Genomic DNA, 19,149 nt, shown 5'->3' with positions numbered 1-19,149 from the left:
ACTGTATAAAACAGTGCTTTTGTTCTTTTTTAACAGCAAGTAATTCACAACATATCTTTTGCTTAGTCGGGATAGATTAATTTAATGAGAGACATAAGGAAAAATAGTTAGAAAAACGATCCATTCTGAAGGAAGCTTTTATCTTTGTGCTTCGGAATGAAAAGCGCTCCCATGCATAATAATATCTTCAATCTATATATCGTGAAGGCAGCCAAATGGTTTATGTTGGCCATGCCTGTGATCATGCTCTTCTATGAGTCGGAACATCTAGATGTGCAGCAAGTCTTTATCCTCAAGGCGCTCTACTCGGTGATGGTGGTGATCTGTGAGATCCCCTCTGGATATCTCTCGGATGTGTGGGGGAGAAGGAATGCCTTGATCTTGGGTACGATACTCGGGGCTTTAGGCTATGGTTGTTATGCCCTCTTCTCTGGTTTTTGGTTCTTTGTGGTCGCAGAGATCTTTTTGGGCGTAGGGCAAAGCTGTATCTCTGGCTCCGATTCTGCCCTGTTGTACGACACGTTAAAAGATCAAGGACGAACAGAGGATTACCTCAAACTGGAAGGCCGTATCACCTCATGGGGAAATCTCTTAGAGGCCGTTGCTGGGATACTAGCAGGTCTATTGGCAATATACTCTTTTCGTTACCCGATGATAGGCCAAGCCTTTGTCGCACTTGTTGGTGTTCCTGCTGCACTTCTTTTGAAAGAGCCAGAGTCTACTAGCCAAAACAGAAAAGCCTCTTTTAAGGATATCGTAGGAGTGGTGAAATACTCCTTCACCAAAGATTATGCTTTGCGAAATGCCTTGCTCTTCTCCTCTCTCATTGGAACGGCTACCCTAACCATGGCATGGATGATACAGCTCTTTTTTAAGGCACAAGATATTCCTGTATCACAATATGGTATTTGGTGGACTGGATTGAACCTACTCGTTGCGTGGGGAAGTATTCGAGCTTTCTATATTCAAAAATATTTTCGATCACAAACCATCTCTATCCTTATCTTGGTCGGTATCGTGCTTGGGTATCTCTTTATGGGTTTTATTGAGGGGATGGTTGCTTTTGCATTTGTTGTGATGTTCTATCTTATTAGAGGAGTAGCAACCCCGACATTGAAGAATATGGTCAATGAGAAGACCACCTCGGAGGTTCGTGCTACTGTCCTTTCTATACGTAACTTCCTGATACGAATCCTCTTTGCGCTATTGGGACCTCTATTAGGAGGGATTACAGACCACTACGGTTTGAAATACTCTTTGATTAGTATGGGGATTATTATAGCCATATTAGGAGTGATTGTCTTGTCGATAGAGTCGTGTCGTATCAAAAATAGTGCCCCGTAGTGTTTTGTTAAAAGACAAGAGATGTGTCGCATTAATGAGACGGTTTATCCCTAAATTTACTTGCCATTGTCATAGAAGAGAGAATTAACTTTTTGGATGTTAAAAAAACCTGTATCTTCGCATTTTAATCACAAGAAATGTTTGTATAAAGCGTATGGCAACATTGTATATGATTCCTAATACATTAGGGATTACCCCTGTTGGCGGAGTAATTCCGTTGGAGGTGCAGGAGATCATCAAGAGAGTGAAAGTATTTATCGTGGAAGATGTTCGTACCACGAGACGATTTTTGAAGCGAGTAGACAAAGCGATAGATATCGATACTTTGACTTTCTATGTCTTGAATAAAAGAACCAAAACCAAGGAGATTGAAGAGATGATTAAGCCTCTTGCAAAAGGAGAGGATGTAGGAGTCATATCGGAAGCTGGATGCCCTGGTGTTGCCGATCCTGGAGCTTCTGTTGTTCAGTTGGCTCATAAAAAAGGATATCGTGTTGAACCATTAGTAGGTCCCTCTTCTATACTGTTGGCTATGATGGCCTCAGGAATGAATGGACAAAGTTTCGCTTTCAATGGTTATCTTCCAATGAAGAAGCCTGATAGAGTAAAGAGAATAGAGCAGTTAGAGCGTCGTTCTTTTCAAGAACACCAATCTCAAGTGTTTATCGAAACTCCTTTCCGTAACGATACCATGTTCGAGGATATGTTGTCTACTTGTGCTCCACAGACACAAATATGTGTAGCATGCGATATTACCCTAGAGAGTGAGTTCATCAAGACTGCTTCTGTGGAGAGCTGGAGAAAAAATAAACCCTCTCTACACAAACGTCCAACTATTTTTATCATCCATAAGTTTTAATCTACATAAATAGTTTCATTATGAAGATGTATCTCTTCTCGGATATTCATGGGGATATCGAGGCTCTACAGAAGATTGATCAGATGTTGGAACGAGAAAACGAGTCATTTCAAGTCGTTCTTTGTGGAGACTTGATGTATCATGGCCCTCGTAATCCATTGCCAAAGAAATATGATCCTGCAGGGGTTGCAGAGATTCTAAATAAATATGCACCCGTGATCCATGCTTGTCGTGGTAACTGCGATAGCGAAGTAGACCAGATGTTGCTACGATTTCCAATACTAGAGGATTATTGTGAATTCGAATGGCATAATACACGTTGTATCGCGACACACGGTCACCTAGAAGATATCGATACCTCAAATCATCGATGGGTCTTTAGTGGACACACCCATGTGCCTCTATGTCAAATCAAAGAGGGGACATTCTGTGTGAATCCTGGTTCTATCTCGATGCCAAAAGGAAAATATGGCGTAGGAACCTATGCTGTGATCCGAGATTTTAAGGTAGAGCTAAAGACCTTAGATCATGAACTGCTTGAGGTTTATGAGTGGAATATCATTAACTAATTGATTATCGTTTAGGTGATACTATGGAAGGATCTCTTTTATCTTTAAAAGAGATCCTTTTTTTGTCCCCAAATATCCTTTACATGATATAGACCAAGATTACCCTTCCGATAGGGCTTGGATACCCTTTGGTTACTCCTAGAGTAACCAAAGGGTAACGGAAGGGTAACCAAAGGGTATCGGAACCTACTAGGAAACCCGTAGTGAAAATGATCCATTTATATGCGATTCTCGCATATAAGGGCAATCATAAGGGTATGCCCCTATGTGGTGAATATGTCGATATAATTTGTGGGGTTTTGTGGTTTCAAAATGTTGTGATAATATGTTGTGACAACACTTGGGATTCTCGAAGCTCCCGCTTCGAGATTGCACGAGACTTCGTGCAATACTCTTAATATCAATAGCATCCATCATATTGTTACAACTAACGGAAGCAGGAGCTTCCTAACTCCCAGGGGTTGCAGCATCGATTATTGACGTGGCTAATTGTTACAACAATTTGTTGTTTGGTAGCTGCAAACTCATGTGTTTGCCATAATGTTGCAACCATATTGTTGTGTGTTGAATTGTTGTTTCAATTTGTTGCGTGTTGAATTGTAGCGACAACAGCTGGGAGCCACGAAGCTCCCGCTTCGAGATTGCACGAGATTTCGTGCAATACTCTTAATATCAATAGTATCCATCATATTATCACAACTAACGGAAGCAGGAACTTCCTAACTCCCAGGAGTTGCAGCATCGATTATTGATACATCGATTATTGACGTGGCTAATTGTTACAACAATTTGTTGTTTGGTAGGTGCAAACCCATGTGTTTGGTAAGTTGTGATTTTGACTGTACGATTATTCACCTAAATAGATGAATTTAATTTAACTACTCAAGCAATACAATCTATTGTTTGTCAATTGAATGAATATATAACGAAAAAATAATATGCATAGTGAAGGAGATAAGTCAATATAACCATACATTTAGGCACCCCACAAGGCGGCGTAATATCCCCACTGTTGGCCACTATATGAATTTACTTGATCGCATAGTCAATAATAGACAAAGTCTTTTTGGAGTTTCAGGCGTAAAAATGATAAGGTATGCGGATGACTTTGTTCTGATGGGCAAGATCATAACAACAGAGGTTAAGGATCAACTTCATCATCTTTTGACAAGAATGGACTTGATCATAAATATTGAAAAGACCAAGCATATTGATTCGAAAGAGGCTAGTTTTAAGTTCTTAGGCTTTACGTTTCGTAATGATAAAGATCTTTATGGACGAGATCTCCGGTATATAAATATTGTACCGAACTCTGATTCAGAAAAAAAGCTACGAGGGAAAATATCAGATTATTTAAAAAGGCATGGACATAAAAACCCCACGGAGTTGGTACGAGGACTAAATAGCTTAGTGAGAGGCTGGATTAATTACTATGAAATAAGAGGAGTTACGAATACCTCATTAAGTAAGCGCAAGTTGCGATACTACTTAAGTCAGAAACTGTTTCGATATTATCGACGTAAAAGTCAACGAAAATGTAGGCATTATGGACCTAATGCCTTTGAGACATTAGTTCGTTACTACGGATTAATCGATCCTACCGAATACCATCCTTGATGACCTTATTTGTGAATGCTTTAGACGAAATATACAGGAAAGCCGTATGCGGGAAAACCGCACGTACGGATTGATGAGGGGGCTGGAGTGCATCTATTATTGCACTCACAGCTCTACTCTACTGGTGAATCTGTGGACCTAATTTTCGTGTCTTTGTGCCTTTGGGCTTCATTTCCCTTCGTATCTTCCTTATAATCTTGTGGATCTTTCGTATATGATATTCTTCCCTTTTAACTACTTTTGGAAGTATAAGCAAAACAACAAAAGATAAAAACAATCCAAGAGATATGATATATTTAGATTATGCGGCGTCTACACCATTGCATCCAACGGTGTTAGAAAGAATGCAGGAAGCATTCTCTAAGCAGTATGCGAACCCTTCGAATGGCGACTCTCTTCTGTCGCATGAGCTACTACAACAGATATCGGATGCTTCAGAGAATATTTTACAAGCTTTTGGGCTTACCGACCATCAGGTGCTTTTTACGAGTGGTGCCACCGAATCGATCAATACGATACTAAAGGGATTGGTGAATCATCCTGACAACACCAAAAACAAGATTATCACCTCCTGTACAGAGCATAGTGCGGTGATAGAGGTTTGTAAGGAGCTGGAGAGCTATGGGGTAGAGGTGGTATTTCTTGGCAACAACCAGAATGGAGAGATCGACTTATATGAACTTGCTTCTTTGATTGACGACCAGACTTTGGCTGTGGTGTTGATGGGAGTGAACAACGAAACGGGGTTGGTGCATCCGGTAGAACAGATTGCCGATATTGCGCATGAAAAGGGAACACTCTTTTTGTGTGATACGACACAGACTGTAGGGAAAGTTCCTATTGATTATACGAAGTTGGATGCTTTCACCATCTCGGCACATAAGATCTATGGACCTAAAGGCATCGGTGCTTTGATCACACGACGTAACTTGCGTTATGCCCCTTTGATACATGGTGGAGGACAGCAGGGAGGGATGCGTGCTGGAACGCTTCCTTTTCCATTGATTGTTGCCTTAGAAACGGCGGTAGTTTTTGTTCAAGATCAGATAGATACGCATTATCAAGAGGTGGCACGCCTACAGCAACAGATGGAGCAGGGGCTCTCGGAGATTGCAGATATTGAGGTGATTGCAGAAGGAGCGAAGCGTTCTCCCTATGTGTCGAATATCCTGTTTCCGAATATCGACATACAGGGATTCAAACAGCAGTTGAGTCCTTCCATCTCGTTCTCCTCAGGCTCGGCATGCAAAGCGCGCATTGTATCGGCATCCCGTGTCATTCAGGCCCTACATCTGTCGACTCCTAATCCTGGTAACACACTGCGTTTTAGTTATGGGTCACCTACTACCCACGAAGAGATAGAAAGTGCCTTAGAGGTGATAAAAGAGGCCTTTAAAAAGATATAGTACATTGATAAAGGAGAGCTATTATTTATGAATAGGGAGTTACCCTATAGGATGATGGTTCGTGTGACAATTTGTTGTAGCGATTTGTGATGACAATTTGTTGTATGGTAGCTGCCAACCCATGTGTTTGCCATGATGTTGCAACCATCTTGTTGTGTGTTGAATTGTTGTTTCAATTTGTTGCGTGTTGAATTGTAGCGACAACAGCTGGGAGCCATGAAGCTCCTGCTTCGAGATTGCACGAGACTTCGTGCAATACTCATTGAATCAATCGTATTCATCATATCGTTGCAACCAACGGAAGCAGGAGCTTCCTATCTCCCAGGTGTTGCAGTATCGATTATTGATACATCGATTATTGACGACGCAAATTGTGGTGTAAGTGGTGGCAATATTGTTGCATGGTAGGTGCAAACCCATGTGTTTGCCATGATGTTGCAACCAAGTTTTAGAATGCTGATTTGTAGTGACAATTTGTTGTTTGGAGATATGTTGTGACAACAGCTGGGAGCCTCGAAGCTCCCGCTTCGAGATTGCACGAGACTTCGTGCAATACTCCATGATGCAATTGTTTTCATCATATTGTCACAACCAACGGAAGCAGGAGCTTCCTAGTTCCCAGGAGTTGACGCATCGATTATTGAAGTGAGATTTGTTACGACGACTTGTTGGTATGTTAATTATATCATACATATTGTCGCAACGAGGGCAAACACATGGGTTTGCAGCTACCACGTCATACTTGCGAGGTTCTGATACTAATATGTGGTGGAAATGTTTCGCATTAAAAAAATCTGTGGAAATCTGTTTAATCTGTCGGATCTGTGGCAATAATCTTCGTGCCTTCCCGTCTTCGTGGTTTCTTTTCTCTTTGTGTCTTTACAATAAATCTGTGTTAATCTGTGGACAGAATCTTTGTGTCTTCGGGCTTCCTTTCCCTTTGTGTCTTTACAATAAATCTGTGTTAATCTGTGGACAGAATCTTTGTGTCTTTGGGCTTCCTTTCCCTTTGTATCTCGGTATCAGCCTTGAGTATTTTGGATAAAGTATGCGTGTTTTTTCCCTCTGATTTCAAAAGTGATTCTTTGAGAGTATGGGATTCTGGAGTCCCCTTTATATATATTACGTACTTTGTAGTGTTTCACCGATTTTCGATGTTCCGACACATACTTCTCCACCTTCCAAAAGGTTGTTTTATTTACATATTCAAATTGAGGGACGATATTAATTCCTTCACTAATCCCTCCCAACGAATTGGCAATCATATGACCCCCTTGGTAATGTTTTGCTTCCGCTGCACCAATCGCATCGTATAAAGCTTTGCGTTGCATATTGGCGTTTCTAGGGACCCTATTGGCTTTCGCGAAAGAGGAGATCGAAGCCTCTAATGGTCGACATAGATCGTCGGTGATATATTTGGCTCCATTGGCCGTATAGGTAGTGTTAGGAAGCAGGTTTTTGGTATTTAACAAAGCGTTCAGGGAGTGGGCTTTCGATCCTTTAGATACCCAAGAAGCATTAACCCGCATCTCTTTGCTCGTTTTGATCACCGAAGCGAGCTCATCCCCGCTCTTATTGAGAATTTTAAAGCGTTTCTTGCCTCCTTTAATGACATACTCTCCGGAGTGGATCAGTTGGTCTATCGATTTAAATCCCACTTTCGTGACGCGTTCCATCCCATGACGAGCCGTCTTCTTAAATGGATTCTTTGTAAAATATTCCGTTCCCTCTTTCAGTGATGTCTTACAGCTGGCCAACAGAATGATGATGGCGAAGCATACTATTTTATTCATTGATATCTCCTTTCAAATGATAGGCTACTTGTGTTTCAACCTGTTTAAGTATTTTATTCGTGATATATTTTTCAGTTTGGGTATTTGCAGTATCTCCCATATACAACATTCCGATAAAGAAGACGATGCCAAAGACTCTACGAGACCATGTCCATATGTTTTGAGTCATACTATCCACTTTGGCATGTCTCTTTTTGCTCCAACGAATCCAGCCTCCTAAAGTGAATTGGTAGAATACGTATGCCGAGATGATGATGAAAATAAAGAATACGGCAATCCCATAGGCCATTACGTACTCTACGATCTCTTCGATAATCATAAAGACACCAGAGACCACAATCTTATGCGCATAAATATGGATGATTGGTTTGGTGTCGATTTTATGAATACGAACCCGATGCTTTCGTGCACCCTTGGCGATCAGAGCATCTTCAAGGTTTGATTTGGTGATCTTTTTGACCACTTTTGGGTCGTAGAAGTGAAACCATATCTTCTCTACTTTGGATTGCATCGAGACCTCGTCCAGTTGAAAGTAGTCGCGAATATTCTTCCATCCTAGAAAGCCCGATTCTCTATCCAACGAGTCTGTCAAATGGGTGTAGGCAGTATGAATGTAAGCTTTGGTGTCAGTATAGATGATCTGTTGGGTATCTTCAATAATGATGTTTTTATCTCTGCTTTGGCCTTGTTCTTTACAGGATAGAACCGAAAAGGATAGGAGCATTAATAATAGGAGTTGCTTCATGTTGAACAGTGGATTTCTTGTGTTTTTATGATGGATGACCATATGTTTATGCCATCCTATGTCGATGTGCTGAATTATTTGTTGTGGTTCTTTGTTTCATGCCATTTACTGCAATGGCATGGCTTATTACGATGTGGTGCTTTCCCTCATATTTCTATCCTTATGTTTATGCAGTATCGTTGTCTCTTACTTTACGCAACCATATAAGGTGCATATGTTAAATATAAATCGCGACAAAAGTAATCATAATAGTAAGTATGCCTAAATATGACAGTACTTAATTTTTGTAAATATGGGAACATTTAAATGGGGTCTTCTGTCGAATGAAATAGAGGTCTATGAAGCGAACCGTCTCCTTTGTGTATAGAAGAGAACATGCCTGTAGAGTGGGACTGATCGTGGGTGTTGGTGTAAGTTGTTAGGCTTTAGGTTTGTATGAATTGGTGGCGTTAATTAAGAAGCGAATCAGAATCAAACATAGGCTCTTTTTAGAGACCCTTTTACCTTTTAAAATACCATCCATTCGTATCAGAAAATACCTCCTTGATCTAGAAAAGATTGATAGGGTAAAAGATGATATTAGAGCTTCAAGTAGCTCCAATATATTTATAGCGAACATGCTTTCGTCGAAGCGGTAGATAATGTCTTAGAGGAGATGTTTGAGGCTTTAAAGCGGATATCCTACTTAATATTCCCAAGAGAAACGACTCTTTAAGGGATGCCATAGGGTATCTCCTGAAATAACGAACATTACGCTAAAATAATAAAAACAGAGACTCTGTACGATGGAAGTGGGGAGATGTTTTTTTTGTTCTATGTAACATGAATTTAGAAAGAAAGAGATCTCTTTCTTTCTAAATCATCCTCTTTCTACTCTAGAGAAGTATCTACTTTGGCTTGCATCAACTCAAAAAGAGAGACTGCAAAAGGGCGACCTCTCTGGGTGTTCCTTTGGAATGCCTGCAGTTTGGTTGTGTCCCACGCTGCTCATAAAGTTTGGAGGTTCTTTTGATCAAAAAATACCATATAACACTAAATTATTAATGCGAATCAAGAGTTGGTTTTCATATCTAGCCAAGTGGTTTAATTGCCTGTATGTTAGATGTTTGTATTGTTTTTTATCCTTGAAAATCAGTATCTTATAGTTGTTTTCAAAGCGACTTTAAAATATGATAATCAAGGATAAGGACTTCAATTTAATAAAAATATACGATCTAATTTGTTATTACTTCGATGAGTTAAGATATTATTGTGAACGATTTAGTAACAATAATCCCCTTGCTTTACTGATCAAGAGGTGATGACAATATATCTTTTTGGTGTTCAATATCAAGAATACACCAAGATAAATCAGATTCATAAATTTGCATGTGATTACTTGTCTGACTGGTTTCCAAATTTAGGATCTTATCAAGCATTTTGTAATCGCCTTAATCGTTTAGGTGGAGCTTTTACAAGATTGTCTGAGTTATTACTTGAAGACACTCAGCCTAATGATTGTATTATCGATCAATGTTTACTTGATTCGATGCCAATTATAACGTGTTCTGGCAAACGAAAAGGCAAGGTGGCCAATGAAGTAACCAATAAAGGCTATTGCTCTACGAAAGGAGTTTACTATTATGGCATGAAGCTTCATATGCTGGGGATAAGACGACAAGATGCTTTACCATTTCCAGAGCAAGTCCTTTTTACCCCTGCATCTGTGAACGATATTGTCGTTTACAAGGAGAGATGGTCAGAGATGCGGAACAGAACCTTCTTCGGAGATAAAATTTACATGCATAATGAATTTAACCAACAAGTGAAGAGTCAGTATAATTCAGAAATGTTGACACCTATTAAGGCAATAAAAGGGATGCCTTTGATAATCAAACAAAGAATAAAAGCAGCAGATGATTTGTATAATAGAGCTGTATCTAAAATAAGACAACCTATTGAAGCAATGTTCTCTTGGCTAATCGAAAAAACAGATATACAAAGAGCTAGTAAAGTAAGGTCTACAAAAGGATTAATGGTACATGCATTCGGTAAACTAACTGCAACGTTTCTTAATTATGTTTTGAACCCTTGATTCGCATTATTATAAAATACATCATATGTATTGGATTGTTCTTCTTTTGGTATTTCTTCTCGTATAATACGATCGGCAGCTCCTATCAAATGGACTTTGGTTATATTGGTAGGTGTTTTCATGGATATGTAGTACTTGTTGTTCTATATACTGTAAATATAGAAAATAGTATAATATTAACAGACAACTATGTCTTTTAACAATTATGCAAATAAATTATCTCACCACTTGTACTTTCCTCTTGACCTTATGGTTTAGGTTGATCTATGGAGATACGATATTGATGATGTGCGAGTTTCTCTGGATGTGCTACATTTGTTCGGACAATTAGATAAAGCACTTATCTTTACAACATGACAATAAAAAAAAGAAAACGTTACGACAAAGAATTCAAGACAATGGTTGTTAACCTCTGTCTTAGTGGCAAATCAACAAGTGAGGTTGCTTCGGATATGGACCTTGATAGAAGAATGGTATATCGATGGGTTAGTGAGCAGACTCAATTCAAAGAGAATAGTTTTAAGGGGAACGGTAATCCTGTTCGTACTGCTGAACAAGAAGAAATTACTGAACTAAAGGCAGAACTTCGTAAAACACAAATAGAGCGAGATATATTAAAAAAGGCAGTGAGCATATTCTCCAAGAGCGACAGCACAAATATGAATTTATAGCAACGTTTAACAACGAATTTACTGTCGAGGATATGTGCCGTGTTATGCAAGTGAGTCGAAGTGGTTTTTATGATTGGTTATCAAGAGAAGAAGCTCCTAGATCCATTGCTATAAAGGAGGATACTATTCGTATTCGAGAAATATACGAACAATCTAAATACCGATATGGCAGTCATAAAATTACAGCAGAATTAAGAGTACAAGGCGTTGTTACTTCAAGAAATAGAGTTGCTAGAATAATGAAAAAAGAATCCATTAAAAGTATTGTAAATAAGAAATATAAGGTACAAACAACTGATTCTAATCATTCAAATATAATATCAGACAACCACTTGGATCGAAAGTTTTCACCTGACGAACCATCAAAAGTTTGGGTCTCTGATATAACTTATGTTCCAACAGACCAAGGGTGGCTTTATTTAACAACGGTAATAGACCTTTTTGATCGAAAAGTAATAGGATGGTCTCTTTCAGATAATATGACCACGGAGTGTACAATCATTAAAGCATGGAGGATGGCTAAAATAAACCGTGATAACAAGCCAGGTATGATTTTTCATTCCGACAGAGGTGTACAATATACAGCAAAAGTATTCCGAGATGAGTTAGTTAAAGATCGAATAAAACAAAGTATGAGCAGAAAAGGAAACTGCTGGGATAATGCAGTTGCAGAAAGTTTCTTTAAAATTATCAAATCAGAAATGATTGATCATAAACACTACCACTCTCATTTCCAAGCTAAGATAGACATAATTGAATTCATCGAAATTTGGTACAATAGACAGAGAAGACATGCAACACTTGGTTATTTGACTCCTCTCGAATTTGGGAAACAGAAATATTTTAATGTGGCTTAATTAATTGTCCGATATTTTGTTGCATATCCACTCCTGTTGTACAAAAATATAAAATAAAGAGTTATCGTAACAAGATTTTTTTTGTGTGGATAGAATGCACAATAGAATAATACTATTGTGCCGTATATCTAGTAGCTTATTATTGTATTTATTAATAATGCTTCTAATTTATAAATCATGTATGTGTAGTTTTATTTATTTAACATACGATTTTGGTGTATTTTTAAATATAAGAATTTATATTAGTGTGTCTTTTTCAGGTAGACGCTATTAGAGATTTAATTAAGTAGCTGTTATTCTAGAAATAAGCTTATTTTATTGTTCCATTTACTAGGTTTAGGCACTAAGAGTAGGTTCTGTAATTAATTTGGTCTATTAATTAAAAGAAAATTGTTTGAATATAATGAAGAGTTTAAAAAATATTACATATCCAGCTACTTGTGAGTATCGATCTAACCGATATTATGCACCTGTCCATTTTTTTGTTGATGCTTTTGGAGTATCCAAATCATTGGACCTTCTTTTGGGATATTTCTCCTCAACAGCTTTGAATGCTTTGGCTTTAGGGTTTGTTCCTTTTTTAATAGAAGGTGGTAAAATGCGAATGGTTATCAATGATGTGTTGTCTTCTGATGATAAGGGCGCTATTATAGATGGTTTTGCCGACAAAAGCTTAAAATCGAGAAGTATTCTTACAATTATAGACGATCTAAGATCTCTTTCTCATCCTGGTAAGCATACCCTTAATTGTCTTTCATGGATGATTGCAAACGATAGATTAAATATAAAGATTGTCCGTCCAAAATACACAAAGGGGATCATGCATGTGAAATCTGGAGTTTTTAGTGATGGCAATGATAAAGTTGCTTTTAAAGGATCATGTAATTTTACTGCACAAGGAATATTAGGAAATATTGAGGAGGTCTCAGTTAAGCAAAGTTGGAATAGCAAAGTGGATGCGAACTCTGTGGTTGAGACACAAGAGTATTTTGATGAAGTGTTTGGTGAAATGGATGAGACTTTAGAATACCTAGATCCAGAAAGTGTTCAGGAGGCTATTGTCGATGGAGCAAGCAAAATGACTCTGGAAGAATTGATGATTGAGGAGCAATCACTATTAAAAGAATTTTATAGTGAAGTAGAAAATGACCATTTATTAGAGAATAAGTTCGATCAACTAAATGAGACGATAGCAATTTATCAAACATCTCCTAGATTTCCATTTCCACAAGGCCCTAGAGTGTATCAAAAAGAGGCATATGAAGCATGGTGCAAGAATGATAAAAAAGGTGTTTTTGCTATGGCCACAGGAACTGGAAAGACAATTACTGCTTTAAACTGTTTGCTGAATGAATATCAAATTAATCAAAAATATCAAGCTCTCATTTTTGTGCCTTCTATTGCATTAATACAACAATGGGAAAAGGAGTGTAAGCAGTTTAATTTTAAAAATATTATTAAAGTTTGTAGTGGTGAAAATTGGATGCCAAAATTATCAAAGCTTTCTCTACAAAGGCGTCTTGATCCAAGTCACTCATTTGTAATTATAACAACATATAAGTCATTTTTAAGTAAAAAATTCAAGAATTTTCATCATGTTTTTTCTAAAAATGATTTGCTTATTGCTGATGAAGCTCACAATATGGGTTCTGCTCAGTTTTTAACGTCTCTTTCTGGTATTAAGATACAGAATCGTATCGCACTTTCAGCAACGCTACATCGTCAATATGACGAGATAGGAAATAAAAAAATTAATGAGTTTTTTGAATCTAATCCCCCCTATACATTTTCATATGATATGAAGGCTGCAATTGAAAATGACGTGTTATGTCAATATGATTATTTTCCACATGTTGTCTATTTAACTTCAGAAGAGCTTTCAGAATATGCCGAAATTTCAACAAAATTATATAAGTTTTTTGATGGATCTACTGGAAAATTTAAGAAGGATCCTGTGGTTGATATGCTACTTCTTAAAAGGAAACGTATTATCCATAAGGCTGAGAATAAAAAAGTAATGTTTGAAAGGATTTCTAGAGAGGAATACAGCAAACGTAACTCCTTAAAATATTCTTTAGTCTATGTTCCCGAAGGGTATGAAGTTCATAGTGACAATGACGTGAATGAGTGTTATGACAGTATGGAAGAGTTGAAACTTCTAAATCAATATACAAAGATTGTTAGTTCAATTAATAAAAATATTATTGTACATCAGTTTACGGCAGATACTAAAAATAGAGAATCTACTCTCAAGGATTTTGGGGAAGGAAAGATTGATGTTCTTACTTCAATGAAATGTCTTGATGAAGGTGTAGACGTACCAAGAACAGAGCTCGCATTTTTCTGTGCAAGTACGGGAAATCCAAAACAGTTTGTACAGCGAAGGGGGCGTGTTCTTCGGACACATAAAGACAAACATATAGCTATTATCCATGATCTAATTGTTGTTCCTGAATGTACAGACCATTCTGATGCGACGTTTCCAATGCAACAGAGTCTAGTTAAATCTGAATTAGAAAGAGTTGTCAATTTTTCTTTCTTGGCTCGGAATAAATTTCACACTTTTAATGAATTAAAAGAAGTGTGTACACATTTTAAAATAAACCTATTTACTGTAGAAGAAAATATTCAAGATAAATAAACAATGGCTAAACACGACGAAATTTTTGTAAGTTTAATGGGACATCCTCTCATTAAAGCAAATTATAATATTATCGTTAAAGACGATAAGAATAGAGAAGATCTTAATGCATCTTCTCAAGGATTGGATTCATTTACCTACATAGAGGGTAGATTAAATGCGAATCATCCTGATATACCAATTATCAACGCAGTAAAGTTGTTGGTGAGAAGTGTAGAGATTAATAAACGAGGAGTTGATGATGCAGTTAGTAACCTTTTGAGAGAATTAAACAGCTAGTATTATGATCATAAATAAAATTGAAATTCAAAATTTTCAATGCTACTATGACACTAAAACTTTTGAGTTTACAAAAGGTCTTAATGTTGTTGTTGCTGCAAATTCACATGGAAAAAGTAAGTTGTTTGATGCTATTCTTTGGCTTTTTACAGGATCTCTTGCCCAAGAAGGTCAGAGGTTTCATCTTGAAAACTTAATCTCGAAGAAGGCGATAGATCTAAAAAGATGTTTTGATGTATCTGTTCTTATAGAGTGTGAGAAAGATCAGAAAAAGTTTTCTATTAGACGTTATTTTGAGGTAAGTATTGATGCACCTGGTAATAATCTTGTCTTATCTAAGGTAGAGTGTAAAGGTACTGTAGAAGAAAGAATTTCAGGTGAAAGAAATATTGTTGACGGACAAGACTTAATAGATGAATTATTTCCTCCGATTTTACGTAAATACTCCCTTTTTAAAGGAGAAAGATCTCTGAATATTTTTGATCCTAAAACGAATAAGGATGCGTTGAAGAACCTGGTGAATGCTTTGTCTAATTTCCGTTCTCTAGATGCATATGTTGAGATTGCAAAGAAGGCATTTAATGATAACCAAAAAATGCTTGATAAAAAGATTAAGAATACTCGTAAAGAGCAAAACAAATATGAAAGAGCAATTAAAGCTAGAGATAAGGCCCAGTTAGAGAAAAATAGAGCAGAACAAGACCTCAAAGGACTTGTTTCTGAAAAGTATAATATTGAAAAGTTGATGGAGGATAATTTAGACTCTATCGAATTGGGACCTAAGCTTGCTAATTTAAATCAGAAAATTACTGTCCTCGAGGAAGAGCTTAGAGATAAGCAGACTAATTTGAGACTAAAAGAAGATTATATTGTTAAGCTTTTTGATGAGAAGTGGATACTTGTAAATTTTGCTCCGATTGAACTAGATTTCGAGAAAAAAGTGGCAAGTCTACAGCGTAAAAAAAGAAAGCTAACAAAAGAGCATGATATTAAATTAGGAGAAGAAAAAGGGAAAAGAGATTTAATTGCAGAGATGACAAAATCTGATACTCCTTTGCCTATTGGTGCACCTACCCAAGAGCATATGGAGGAGATGCTAAATGAAGAGGTTTGCAAAGTCTGTAATAGGACTGCTCCTAAAGGGTCAGAGGCATATGAATTTATGAATGCACGACTTCAAGAGTTTATCAATCACTATTCGATTGAGAAGGAAGAAGAAGAGGAGGTCCCTGCTTTTAAAAATGAATTTATTGAAGAGTTGACAGATCTAAAAAAAGAGTTTCTACCGAAACGAAAAAGTGTTGAATCACTTTTTGAGGAGATACAATTTAATAATGATATGTTGTCTCGGCTTTCGAACGAGATATCAGACCTTAGAGATAAATTAGACATCTTAAACGGTGATAAAGAGAAACTACTAAGCAAGAGTCTTGTTGGAGAAGAAGGGTTAATGGATGCAGCAACAAGTCTTCGTCAATATAAGATCGAATTGCCACGTATTGAAAAGAAGATAAGAGATAAAAAGCAGAAAATCAATGATAGTAAAAAATCTCTTGAGGATGCAGAGTCGCTATTAGGCAAAATTAATCGTGAAGATCTTACAAGCGACGAGAACTTAAAACATCAGATTCTTAGAGATTTGAAAGAGATTACTTTTGATGTTAAAGAGCAAAAATTTAACCAGTTCCTTGAAAATCTACAAAATCAAGCTAATAAATATTATTCTTCATTTGGACTTGCTAGTAGTGGGTATACGGGTCAGATAAAGATAACGAAATCGAAATATGATGAGTCGATAAGAATCCAGACAGTGGATAAAGGTTCTGATATGGATATTACACACTCTTTGAGTAGTTCGACCCAGACGGCAGTTAATTTGTCAATCCTTATGGCGATCTAAGCTCTTTCGACTAAAAAGCAGGGAGATAGCCTTCCTATGATCTTTGACGCTCCTATTTCAGAGTTTGATCATGCAAAATCTATTGAGTTCTTCTCTTTAGCAAAAGAAAATTTTGAACAATCTATCGTTTTGATGAAAAACTATATTGTAAAATCAGGGAATACATATCGAATAGACGAAGATTTTAAAGATGTAAATGCTGATACAGCTTATTGGGTTAAACTTGATGAAAGCATAGATCATACCGTGTTAAATACTGTTGAATCAATCATCGTTAAGCTATAATATAATGGATACACTTTTTTCAATGTGGGCTTCGAAAAAACCCAATTATAATAAAATATATCAAGATACTCTCTTCAAAAAACTTGCGTTTAAGATGACAGGTACAGAAGAGAACAAGGAAATGTCTGGTAAGCTTTTTGTTACGAATTATGAGTTGTACATATATGCTTTCTTTTTAGGATATTATGCCAAGGATAAAGTGCCACTTCAGAAAGATGATGAAAAAATAAATTTTAGTCATGAGATTAAAAATTGGGGTAAAAGAGGCAAAAGCCTTGATAGAAAAAACTATACTATTATCCAGAAGTATATGTTTATGGCTTTAATTGCAACAAGCGATATTGATTTTATAGATCTTGATAATCAAGATGAGAAAGGAATAACCAGTGCTGTAACTTCTTTACGTCAAGATATGGAGGCGTATGCTAATGCTGGTTTTATCCGTCTTCAAGATATGTATGATGAGAATAAGTCATTCTTGAATGACAAGGTTAATTATTTGAATATGATTCTTAATTTTATGCCTTTACCTGAAGAGTGATTTTTTAATTATCGTTGAACTTTTTGTTTTTATAAAGAGCTCAACGACAATTTTGTTGCTAAACAATATTTTGATCCCTTTTATTGAATTATAAAATTTAATCCTTAACATATAATGTGTCTTTGTGTTTTGTTCTGTAATATAAAATACTAAAAATATAATCTATAAAAGATACAATCAATGTAAGGAAATTCAATATTTTTAGGCCATTTTATTCCAAATAAATTACAAGATAATTTTGATTCGGAAAAGTGTCAAATATCTTTTTGTGAGGAGAGGTATAAACTGTTAAAGTTTCAGATATTGAAAGATATTTCAGAAATGTGGAGAAACTCATAAAACAATAGCAATTAAAATTTCCGTAATTTATATGTTTACGGAAATTTTGAATTACATTTTTAAATGAAGCAGCTTGCACATCCATCACCTTCTGCATCGAGAAGCTCATCAAGCCAATCTTCTCCATTTTTTTTGACCCCCATTACATCGTCTTGCCAGCTTACTTTGGTTTGTAAGTTTTGGTACTTTCGTTTCATACGTTTTAGATGTTCTCGTTTTATTCCTTCGACTCTTTCTGGACGAGATAACATTTCAAGGCTTTCCCCTTGTATCCAAGAGTAGCCATCTTTTTCGTATTTCATCGCCTCCTTAAAGAGGTGGGGGTGTTGTTCTAATAGCCATACCCATTCGATCTTTTGCTGGTAGAAACAGAAGAAACATCCAGAACGGCTACGAAAATATTTACCTTTCTCCCCATCGACTTCATACTCTAAAGGAAGGTAGTAACTAGGTAGATCTACATCACTATCTTCGATAATCTGAAATACATCTGCACGTTTGATAATTTCTTCATTATCAATAAGCGGGAAATAATCCAACTTGCCAACAGGATAGTCTGTTGTTTTCAACCAAGTGAATACGACATGATTGAATGCAATGACATCTAAGTCGAGAAGAAGATTAAGTTTTTTTTCCAATTTTAACCTTGGAGAGAGAGGTGTACGCAATATTTCAATTGCTTTATCAAGCATATTCTCTTCGAGTTGTTCTTGATAATACCCTACTAGTTCTTCGATTAAATTGTTGTTTAAAATCTTACGAATGACATCTACACTCCAAATATTACGACGAAATGGGAATATGGATTGAATATTTGATTTGGTTGATATGTAACCCTCTCTGTCTTCATCTCCTCTAATCCCAACATATGAAATGGTTGGTGTATCGCCGATCGCTTTTTCGAAGGGAGCTAATTTCATGGTATTTGTACACCATCTTGCTGTTTGTGAAGGCAAATATCCACCATATTTTCTCCAAAAGAAATCAAAAGGATTGTCTTCATTGGCACTTTTATAATCTTCACTCTGGTACTTTACTATTTCGCTTTGAAGTTCTGTCTCAAGTTGACTAATTAAAACATAGGTTTCGTCAAGCTCTCTTCCTGTATCGCATGTGTAGTATGTGATAGGAAGCTCCTCCTTGCTATATAAATGGTTTAAGTATAGTGCCAATGCTGCACTATCCTTACCCCCACTAATTCCTAGGACATGTTTAACCTCTTGTGTCAT

The 19,149-nt window shown here is 36.7% G+C and carries 17 protein-coding genes; 14 read left to right on the top strand and 3 right to left on the bottom strand.

Annotation, left to right across the window (positions count from 1 at the left end):
- The first annotated feature begins 171 nt into the window (after positions 1-171).
- The 6 genes from K4L44_08765 (at position 172) to K4L44_08740 (ending at position 6,203) form a co-directional block, all read left to right on the top strand.
- On the top strand, positions 172-1,344 hold the full coding sequence (locus tag K4L44_08765; GenBank protein QZE15907.1) for an MFS transporter: 1,173 nt from the start codon (positions 172-174) through the stop codon (positions 1,342-1,344).
- A gap of 154 nt (positions 1,345-1,498) precedes the next feature.
- Positions 1,499-2,203 carry an SAM-dependent methyltransferase gene (locus K4L44_08760; protein QZE15906.1) on the top strand — a complete coding sequence of 235 codons (705 nt, stop codon included), beginning with the start codon at positions 1,499-1,501 and terminating at the stop codon, positions 2,201-2,203.
- A 20-nt stretch (positions 2,204-2,223) separates the two neighbouring features.
- Entirely contained in the window at positions 2,224-2,772 is a 549-nt protein-coding gene (yfcE, locus tag K4L44_08755) for a phosphodiesterase (GenBank protein QZE15905.1), read from the top strand.
- Positions 2,773-3,795: 1,023 nt separating this feature from the next.
- Positions 3,796-4,389 carry a hypothetical protein gene (locus tag K4L44_08750; GenBank protein QZE15904.1) on the top strand — a complete coding sequence of 198 codons (594 nt, stop codon included), beginning with the start codon at positions 3,796-3,798 and terminating at the stop codon, positions 4,387-4,389.
- Positions 4,390-4,676: 287 nt separating this feature from the next.
- Positions 4,677-5,795, top strand: coding sequence for a cysteine desulfurase (locus K4L44_08745; protein QZE15903.1), 1,119 nt, complete (start codon positions 4,677-4,679; stop codon positions 5,793-5,795).
- Positions 5,796-6,011: 216 nt separating this feature from the next.
- Positions 6,012-6,203, top strand: coding sequence for a hypothetical protein (locus K4L44_08740; GenBank protein ID QZE15902.1), 192 nt, complete (start codon positions 6,012-6,014; stop codon positions 6,201-6,203).
- A gap of 614 nt (positions 6,204-6,817) precedes the next feature.
- Here the strand turns inward: K4L44_08740 and K4L44_08735 are convergent.
- Positions 6,818-7,588, bottom strand: a complete 771-nt coding sequence (locus K4L44_08735) for a DNA/RNA non-specific endonuclease (protein QZE15901.1) — start codon at positions 7,586-7,588, stop codon at positions 6,818-6,820.
- The gene (locus K4L44_08730; GenBank protein QZE15900.1) at positions 7,581-8,333 is read right to left on the bottom strand and encodes a hypothetical protein; all 753 of its coding nucleotides are present in this window, start codon (positions 8,331-8,333) and stop codon (positions 7,581-7,583) included. Before K4L44_08730 ends, K4L44_08735 begins: the two co-directional genes overlap by 8 nt.
- Before the next feature lie 1,297 nt (positions 8,334-9,630).
- Here K4L44_08730 and K4L44_08725 point away from each other — a divergent pair.
- From K4L44_08725 to K4L44_08690, 8 genes are all read left to right on the top strand, one after another.
- The gene (locus tag K4L44_08725) at positions 9,631-10,407 is read left to right on the top strand and encodes a transposase (GenBank protein ID QZE15899.1); all 777 of its coding nucleotides are present in this window, start codon (positions 9,631-9,633) and stop codon (positions 10,405-10,407) included.
- Positions 10,408-10,760: 353 nt separating this feature from the next.
- Positions 10,761-11,078, top strand: a complete 318-nt coding sequence (locus K4L44_08720) for a transposase (GenBank protein ID QZE15898.1) — start codon at positions 10,761-10,763, stop codon at positions 11,076-11,078.
- Positions 11,021-11,935, top strand: a complete 915-nt coding sequence (locus K4L44_08715; GenBank protein ID QZE15985.1) for an IS3 family transposase — start codon at positions 11,021-11,023, stop codon at positions 11,933-11,935. Before K4L44_08720 ends, K4L44_08715 begins: the two co-directional genes overlap by 58 nt.
- 403 nt (positions 11,936-12,338) lie before the next feature.
- Positions 12,339-14,576, top strand: a complete 2,238-nt coding sequence (locus K4L44_08710; protein QZE15897.1) for a DEAD/DEAH box helicase family protein — start codon at positions 12,339-12,341, stop codon at positions 14,574-14,576.
- A 3-nt stretch (positions 14,577-14,579) separates the two neighbouring features.
- Positions 14,580-14,855, top strand: a complete 276-nt coding sequence (locus tag K4L44_08705; GenBank protein ID QZE15896.1) for a hypothetical protein — start codon at positions 14,580-14,582, stop codon at positions 14,853-14,855.
- Between the two features lie 4 nt (positions 14,856-14,859).
- On the top strand, positions 14,860-16,755 hold the full coding sequence (locus K4L44_08700; GenBank protein QZE15895.1) for an AAA family ATPase: 1,896 nt from the start codon (positions 14,860-14,862) through the stop codon (positions 16,753-16,755).
- A 36-nt stretch (positions 16,756-16,791) separates the two neighbouring features.
- Complete coding sequence (locus tag K4L44_08695; GenBank protein ID QZE15894.1) at positions 16,792-17,040, top strand: hypothetical protein; 249 nt, start codon at positions 16,792-16,794, stop codon at positions 17,038-17,040.
- Positions 17,041-17,044: 4 nt separating this feature from the next.
- Positions 17,045-17,581 (top strand): hypothetical protein, encoded by a 537-nt coding sequence (locus K4L44_08690; protein ID QZE15893.1) that lies wholly within the window; start codon positions 17,045-17,047, stop codon positions 17,579-17,581.
- Between the two features lie 398 nt (positions 17,582-17,979).
- Here K4L44_08690 and K4L44_08685 read toward each other — a convergent pair whose 3' ends face one another.
- Positions 17,980-19,149 (bottom strand): phosphoadenosine phosphosulfate reductase family protein, encoded by a 1,170-nt coding sequence (locus K4L44_08685; protein QZE15892.1) that lies wholly within the window; start codon positions 19,147-19,149, stop codon positions 17,980-17,982.

This window comes from Prolixibacteraceae bacterium (assembly GCA_019720755.1).
Classification (GTDB): domain Bacteria; phylum Bacteroidota; class Bacteroidia; order Bacteroidales; family Prolixibacteraceae; genus Halosquirtibacter; species Halosquirtibacter laminarini.
The sequence above is the reverse complement of the archived record's forward strand: the minus strand, read 5'-3'. Positions and strand labels throughout refer to the sequence as shown.